Here is an 8,352-nt window from a genome sequence, read left to right on the forward strand (position 1 = left end):
TGAGTGATTAACAAAAATATGAGTCAACTCAGTATATAAATAAGTTAAACTAGAGTCAACCCCTTTTATTTATAAAGAGATTTTAAGTCAACTAAATCCGTTAAATGACAATTCTCGTTTATTTTTTACCGTTTCACCCTTGTGGAACGATCTCTTCACCCCCGTGGAACGATCGTTCCACCTATGTGAGACGATCGAATCACCCGGGTGAAACGATAAAAGATATACATAAATGACAGTTATTATCAATTAGATTAGGGTATAATTCTCTTTGTTTCTGAAAAATGTTCACAGGTTTGTGAATATGTGGATTGTTGCTTATATTTGCAAATAAGCTGAATTATTATGGTGATAAATTTGTCGAATCATTATAAATAAAAAGCGATATGATTACATTAAAAGGTGTCGATCCAAGAATGATTACTAATAACTTGACACCCTCTGAGGTAACACTTGTTACATTCAAAAGACTAAGTGTAGATGTTATATAAATTCCGATATGGCTGGTTCTTCATTTTACTACTCGTTTTGTGGAGTTGTAAATTGGATTCTAAGAAAGAATCGGCTGAAATGATTTACGAAGTGGCGGTATTACGTGGCCCGTCAGCAATAGCCTTTGCGCAATGGATGGAAAAAGAGCCGGTATTAAAAGGGAAGAAAATGCAGGTGAAAGTCTTGGATTCGCCCGAACAGATGCAGGCTTTATTAGTGAAAGGTGAGGCTGATATAGCGGTTTTGCCGATGATTTCGGCTGCCAACCTATATAATAAAGGTATCCGTTATCCTTTATTAGGTTGTCCGATATGGGGAACCTTGTATTTAGTAGGACGCGATCATATTGTGCCGCCAGTCTATTTGTTCGGTGCCGGGACGACGCCCGATATACTTGCCCGTTATTATCTGGAGCAAAAAGGTTCTTATACGTATGACTATTCGTTTGCGACAGCTCGTGAAGTTCTGTTGTCATTGCAGACGGATAAAGTGCAGACAGCCGTATTGAGTGAACCTTTTCTGTCGATGGCGTTGGAACAGGATTCCACGCTTCAGATTCTGGCAGACCTGAATCGTCCGGATTCTTTGTCGTATGGCTTTCCGCAGACGGCGGTGGTTTGCCGGGAATCTTTGTTGGCATTAAAAGATTCAATTCAGACTCTTCTGGATCAGTCCTGCCGTTTTGCACAGGAAAAACCGGAAGAGGCGATCCGTATATTGGAAAACAGACGTGTATTCGGTAATCGAATGCTTTCGCCTTCCACCATCGAGCGTTGTCGCATCCGTTATATCCCGGCCACAGATTGCCGTGAAGAAGTAGGGCATTTCCTGAAACTGATGAATCATTACGAGCCCCGTTCGACAGGCGGCCGGTTACCCGACTCAACCTTTATTCCTTAAATGACGTATGAAACGCATTGTACTGACTTGTTTGTCTATCTTGTTGATACCCGTTGCTTGGCAGTTGCTTTCGTGGCAGATGGCACAACCGCAACTGATTCCTTCGTTTCCGGATCTGATCCGTGCATTGCTTCGGTTGGTTTATACACCCGGATTTCTTGTCAGTATAGGAACTACTTGTCTGAGAGCCTGCGTCGGTTTACTGCTTTCTCTAGCCGCTGCAGCCATAACGGCCTTTCTGTTGAATCGGTCAGAAGGAATACGGCTCTTGTTTATGCCTTGGTTGTCGTTACTGCGCTCTGTCCCGGTCATCTCTTTCATCCTGTTGGCATTGATATTCTTGAATCCGGAAATGATTCCTTTGCTGATTGCTTTTCTGACAATGTATCCGTTGCTGACTGAAAATCTGCTGAAAGGTTTGATGAACCGGCGGGATTCTTGGAAGATACTTGCCCGGCAATTTCACCTGAATGCCTGGAATCGTTTGTTTCAGATTAACTATCCGCAACTGAAACCCTATCTTTTCAGTGGGCTGGCTTCAGCTGTTGGTTTTGGTTGGCGGGCTATCATTATGGGAGAAGTCTTGTCGCAATGTGTGGATGGTATCGGGAAACGAATGAAAGAAGCGCAAGTCTTTATTGATGTCCCGGAACTGATCGCCTGGACCTTGGTAGCAATTGTCTTGAGTTGGCTGACCGACAAGTTGATTTCCCGTTTATCAGACTGGCAGCCTTCCGTACGTTATCGTCATTCGGCTGTAGAGTTACAGACAGTTTCACTTCAGCCTAACGATATATGTTTGACAGATGTCTCTTATTCCTATGGAGTACATCACATGAATATCATCCTGAAAGCCGGAAAGATATATGTACTTTCGGCTCCGTCGGGGCAAGGAAAAACTACATTACTGCAACTTCTCAACGGAACTTTGAGGCCAATTAGTGGAGAAATCTCCTGTTTACCTGGTCAGACCGCCAATCTCTTTCAGGAACCGACATTACTTCCACAACTGACGGCAAAGGAGAATATTATGCTTGGTGGCGCAGCTTATTACGATCGGGCAATCTTGGAACAGCAATCACTCCGGCTGCTGGTTGCTTTTCAGTTGGAAAAGCAGGCCGAGATGTATCCGGCTGCTTTGAGTTATGGGCAACAGCAACGGGTTGCTTTGGCAAGGGCGTTAATGTTCCCGGCCGGATTGCTGTTGCTGGACGAGCCTTTCAACGGTTTGGATGTAGAGCTTCGGCAGTTAGTTGCTCGTTTCCTGGTGGAATGGCAGCAGGAAAAACAGGCAACAGTCGTTTTCTCGTCGCATCATGCCGATGAGATCAAGGCGATGAATGCCGAAGTGATTACGTTGTAGGCTTGCATATCCACAGGATTTTCGTTTCTTTTGCAGGTCAATTCTGAAATCATATCAATATGGAAATAATATATCCGGATTTAATAGCTAAAGCTCTTCAGTTACTGCTTCCGCAGGTACGGAATACAATCGGACTACTGGAGTCGGGAGCTACTATTCCGTTTATCAGTCGTTATCGGAAAGAAATGACCGGTGGACTGAATGAAGTACAAATAACGGACGTCAAGAACTGGTTGGATAAACTGACGGAACTGAAGGCACGAAAGGACACAATCCTGAATGCATTGGAGAAACAGGAAAAGCTGACGCCGGAGTTGAAAGCACGAATCGAATCCTCGTGGGACAGTAATGAGATTGAAGATATTTATCTCCCGTATAAACCCAAACGAGTGACGCGGGCAGCGATGGCGCGAAAGAAAGGGCTTGAACCGTTGGCTAAGCTGATAGCTGCCCAAAAGGAACCGTTCCTGTCCGGACGCGTGCCGGCATTTGTGCAGGGCGAGGTGAAAGATGAAGAAGATGCCTTGTCGGGTGCACGGGATATTATTGCCGAATGGGTAAACGAGAACGAGCGGACGCGTAATCAGGTGCGTTTTGCTTTCCGCCAGGCGGTTATTTCAGCGAAAGTCATCAAAGGAAAAGAAGAGGAAGGTGCGAAATACCGAAACTACTTCCAGTTCGAAGAGAAACTTTCGCGGTGTCAGTCGCATCGGCTTCTGGCAGTACGAAGAGGCGAGGAGGAAGGTTTCTTACGAGTTTCGATTGCGCCGGCAGATGACGATGCCTGTCTCGAATCCTTATATAGGCAGTATAAACGGAATAATGGTGCCTGTTGGGAACAATTCCAATTGGCGATTGATGATGCCTATAAGCGTTTGCTCAAACCTTCCATCGAATCGGAGTTTGCCAAAAGCAGCAAACTGAAAGCCGATGAAGAAGCGATCCGAGTCTTTGCCGATAATCTCCGGCAGTTACTACTGGCTCCGCCTTTAGGGCAGAAGCGTGTCTTGGGTATTGATCCGGGTTATCGCACGGGTTGTAAGGTGGTTTGTCTGGATGCACAGGGAAATCTGTTGCACAATGAAACGATTTATCCGCATCCGCCTAAGAATGAACGGAAGAAGGCCGAGATCAAAATCCAGCATTTGGTGGAGGCTTATAATATAGATGCTATTTCAATTGGTAATGGAACTGCCAGCCGCGAAACGGAAGAATTTATTACCAATATCCGATATACCAAGCCGGTCAAGGTCTTTGTCGTCAGTGAAGATGGCGCTTCTGTCTATTCAGCTTCGGCCGTGGCACGGGCAGAATTTCCGGAATACGACGTAACGGTGCGCGGTGCTGTAAGTATTGGTCGCCGTTTGATGGATCCTTTAGCCGAGTTGGTCAAGATCGATCCGAAAAGTATTGGTGTTGGTCAATACCAGCATGCCGTGGATCAGGCGTTACTGAAGAAGAGTTTGGATCAGACGGTCGAGAGCTGTGTCAATCTGGTTGGGGTAAATGTAAATACAGCAAGCAAAGAATTGTTGACGTACATTTCCGGTTTAGGACCTGTCTTGGCGCAGAATATTGTACAGTATCGGGCTGAGAATGGTCCGTTTGTTTGCCGGAAAGATTTGAAGAAGGTACCACGACTAGGTGAAAAGGCTTTCGAACAATGTGCCGGTTTCCTGCGTATTCCCAATGGAACTAACCCGTTGGATAATTCGGCTGTCCATCCGGAAAGTTATCCGGTAGTAGAAAAGATGGCAGCAGACTTGCATTGTACGGTGGGAGAACTGATGAAACGGAAGGAATTGAAGCAGCAAATCCGTCTGGAACAGTATCAGACAGATCAGATCGGTATGCCAACCTTGCAGGATATCATGAAGGAACTGGACAAGCCGGGACGTGATCCGCGTAGCGAAATCCAGGAATTCAGCTTTAATCCGGATATTCATACCATAGACGATTTGCAGGAAGGCATGATATTGCCGGGCATTGTGACGAATATTACCAACTTTGGTTGCTTTGTAGATGTAGGAATCAAGGAAAACGGACTGGTTCACATCTCGGAACTGGCTGACCGTTTCGTGAGTAATCCGGCAGATGTTGTTTCTATTCATCAGCATGTACAAGTAAGAGTATTAAGTATCGATACAACCCGGAAACGGGTACAATTATCCATGAAAGGAATTGAATCATGAAAGAGAAAATAAACAAGACGAATGTGGCTCGTTTGCTTGATAAGGCAAAAGTAGCCTATAAACTGGTGCCTTATGAAGTAGATGAAAATGATCTGAGTGCAACGCATGTGGCAGAACAATTAGGTGAAGATGTCAGTCAGGTGTTCAAGACGCTGGTATTGCGTGGCGACAAGAGTGGTTATTTTGTCTGTGTAATACCGGGAGCAGCCGAAGTCAACTTGAAGAAGGCTGCCAAAGTTTCCGGTAACAAGAGTTGTGAGATGATTCACGTGAAGGAATTATTACCGCTGACAGGTTATATCCGTGGCGGTTGTTCTCCGATTGGGATGAAGAAGCATTTCCCTACCTATATTCAGGAATCAGCAACCGGATTCGAACATATTTATGTTAGTGCCGGTCAACGAGGCCTGCAAGTCTGTCTTTCTCCGGCTGATTTGATCCGCGAAGCACGGGCTGAAGTAGCAGATCTGACGGATTAATAAAGGATAAGCGACCAACAGAATAAAAGAGGAATGCCTTGTTCCAATACAACGATGGAGCAAGGCATTCTTCTTTTTATAGATCTGACCGAATTTATCCGGTAACTAAGAGGTTACTTTTCAACCTTAAACTTCATGATGGTAATCGAAGAAGGCGGGAACTTGTACGTCTTGGGAATACCCATGGTAAAAGTTGTCTTCTTCTTCTCCGGTTTGATCCGATCCGGTTTCTCAAAGGTGTTACTTGTTTCCGGTTCGCCAGCCAGTTCAATGATATCTACGGCATCTTCCACCGATAATCCTTGGATGTTCAACTCGGCTTTTTCTTCATGTCGGGTTGTATTGACGACTTTAAGATACAAACAGTTATTCTTCTTGTCGAGCGTGGCTACCGAAGCCAATGAAGGATAAGGACGCATACCGGCTTTCTGTACCAATACTTCGTTCACATAACAGAAGATTGAATCCTTTTGACAACGGATACGAACATCATAGTCTGTATTATTGACCAACGGTTGCTTAACCGTTGTAGCCAATGTATCGGTTACATTCCCACTTTGATGGTATAGCCGGGCATAACCATCACCCAAGGTGAAACTGATATAATCCTGCTGTTCGCGAAGGCAACCGTTATTGCGGACACGGAACTGGATCAGTTCGCTGCCCTTTGTCCGGCGGATATGAGATGTAAACTCGTAGTCGATAGCTGTTGAATCGCCCAACAAGACATAATTCCATCGGTTGGGAACCGGTGTTAATATACCGGAAGATATTCCCCAGTTACCACCCAAAATCCGTCCTTCTTTTACCGGTTTTCCATCAATCATTACCTGATTCATCTCATAGCAGTTGTCGAACATATACACCGAAGCGAATCCGTTAGTAATCGTCGGGCGCAGATAGGTTTCAACCTGAGATGGAATCACTTCGTCTCCGCGGTATTTGTTGAACAGCATCCACATATAATAAGAAGGAGAGAGCACGATCTGATGGTTATTGAAAAGGATCATCGGCCAGCGTTCCTTGGTATAATCGGCGTTTCCCAATACCGGAGAATAAGCAATACGCGCCATCATGTCCGGATAGTTCTCAATTCCGATCAGGAAACAGGCTTCGGCGATGGCTGATGACATGGTCCGAGCTTCCGACGATTGCATGTTTCCGAATTCACCCACGAAGGTATTTTCCCATTCGTACCGGCTTTTAACCGTTTCGTACCGGCTTTGGTTGGAAAGGAAGAACGAATTTTTCCCGTTGAAGTGTATGTCATGCCATTCACTTCGTGGTTGACGACCAACCAGGCGGTTACTGATGACGGTAATCTCCGGCCATTTCTCTTTGATGGCTTTTCGGAACAGTTCGAAGCGTTTGGTATATTCATGACCGTAGTTCTCACTTCCGATCTCCACATATTTTAAGTGGAAAGGTTTCGGATGTCCATTCTTGGCACGCAATGCTCCCAATACAGAGTCCGTCGGATAATTGGCATATCCGATAGCATCCAGTGCTTCCTGTACCAGCTTGTCCATTTCTGTAATAGATTCATAACGCGGACGCCGGCTCATATTCGTGATACCACTGTTGATCACATAGATTGGTTCTGCTCCTAAGTCTTCACACAACTGTAGGTATTCGTGATAACCGGTGCCGTTGGTTGTTCCGTATCCCCAGACATTCCAGAAATGTTTGCGCTCGGCAATGTTACCCAACGTCTCTTTCCAGACCGGAAAAGTCCCTGCTGTGTATCCTTCAACGAAAGCACCTCCGGGGAAACGTACGAAGCGAGGTTGCAGCTTGGCAATAGCTTCCATAATGTCCTGTCGCTGTCCGTTAGGGCGGCCTTTCCAGGTTTCCGGGAACAACGACACAACATCCAGCCAGAACGTCTGACTACTGTCTGACGAGAAAGTCAGGATTGCCTTGTTACTCGTGGCATTAGCCGTAAAGGTATGCCGGTATTTCTTCCATTCGTAATGAGGCGTTACCGTAAAGACATCACTCAATACCCGATTCCCGATGGAATCTTCCAAAGCAATATGCAAATTCTTCGGATAAACCGAACCGCCTTTCAGGTAAAAGGAAAGCTGATAGGTTTGCCCTTGCTGGATGGCCAGACCATTATAGCCTTCAGCCACGACGCCGCCCCGACCATTCTGTACTGAAGTGGCAATCGAAACAACCAGCGAGCGCTTGTTCTTCTCATTCAACAATTCTTTGGTATCCGGATAAATCCATGTATTGGTGGATAAAGGTCTCCAGCCGGGAAGCGAATCAAGACGCATAAACGGCATGTCATAGCCATTCGGAGTCGTAATTACCCGGCGGCGGGCATCATACGGGCAGTTCAAAGGCGGAATTCCATCCTCAAAGCTCCGGTTTTGTATCATCTCGGCATACAGACCTCCATCAATGGCATGATTGATTTCTTCCAATGTAATGCCGTATAAATCCGGATTGACGGTTTGGATGGTGCCTTCCGCATCAATATGTATAACTGAAGTCACCGGCGTTTCTTGCTGGCAGGAGATCAACCCGCCGACTAACAACGAAATCATCCATAATTTCAAGAAAATAATCGCTTGCTTCATTCTTGTAAAGAACTTCTCTGAATTTGGGTGCAAACTTACGTAAATTCGGTGGAATAAGCGAATAAAAGAAGGCTCTGTTTCGGAGAAGTATTCTATATTCTTAGAGAAATAGATCATTTCACCCGGGTGATACGATCGTCTCACATAGGTGGAACGATCGTTCCACAATGGTGAAGAGATCATTCCACCTTGGTGAAACGATAAAAAATAAAGAGGAAAAGGATATCTTTTTGTCATTTAACGGATTTAGTTGACTTAAAATCTCTTTATAAATAAAAGGGGTTGACTCTAGTTTAACTTATTTATATACTGAGTTGACTCATATTTTTGTTAATCAC

5 protein-coding genes are annotated in these 8,352 nt (G+C 45.2%); 4 read left to right on the forward strand and 1 reads right to left on the reverse strand.

Going from position 1 to position 8,352, the window contains the following annotated elements:
* The first annotated feature begins 480 nt into the window (after positions 1 to 480).
* From MUN53_RS17720 to ybaK, 4 genes are read left to right on the forward strand one after another with little or no spacing between them, the layout of a single operon-like run.
* Positions 481 to 1,392 (forward strand): substrate-binding domain-containing protein, encoded by a 912-nt coding sequence (locus MUN53_RS17720; RefSeq protein ID WP_317236369.1) that lies wholly within the window; start codon positions 481 to 483, stop codon positions 1,390 to 1,392.
* Positions 1,393 to 1,399: 7 nt separating this feature from the next.
* On the forward strand, positions 1,400 to 2,755 hold the full coding sequence (locus tag MUN53_RS17725; RefSeq protein ID WP_243326722.1) for an ATP-binding cassette domain-containing protein: 1,356 nt from the start codon (positions 1,400 to 1,402) through the stop codon (positions 2,753 to 2,755).
* Positions 2,756 to 2,814: 59 nt separating this feature from the next.
* Positions 2,815 to 4,947, forward strand: coding sequence for a Tex family protein (locus MUN53_RS17730; protein ID WP_243326723.1), 2,133 nt, complete (start codon positions 2,815 to 2,817; stop codon positions 4,945 to 4,947).
* Positions 4,944 to 5,426, forward strand: a complete 483-nt coding sequence (ybaK, locus tag MUN53_RS17735; RefSeq protein WP_243326726.1) for a Cys-tRNA(Pro) deacylase — start codon at positions 4,944 to 4,946, stop codon at positions 5,424 to 5,426. Before MUN53_RS17730 ends, ybaK begins: the two co-directional genes overlap by 4 nt.
* Before the next feature lie 113 nt (positions 5,427 to 5,539).
* Here ybaK and MUN53_RS17740 read toward each other — a convergent pair whose 3' ends face one another.
* Complete coding sequence (locus MUN53_RS17740) at positions 5,540 to 8,014, reverse strand: alpha-L-arabinofuranosidase C-terminal domain-containing protein (RefSeq protein WP_243326727.1); 2,475 nt, start codon at positions 8,012 to 8,014, stop codon at positions 5,540 to 5,542.
* Positions 8,015 to 8,352: the final 338 nt, after the last annotated feature.

The organism is Parabacteroides faecalis, assembly GCF_022809355.1.
GTDB lineage: Bacteria > Bacteroidota > Bacteroidia > Bacteroidales > Tannerellaceae > Parabacteroides > Parabacteroides faecalis.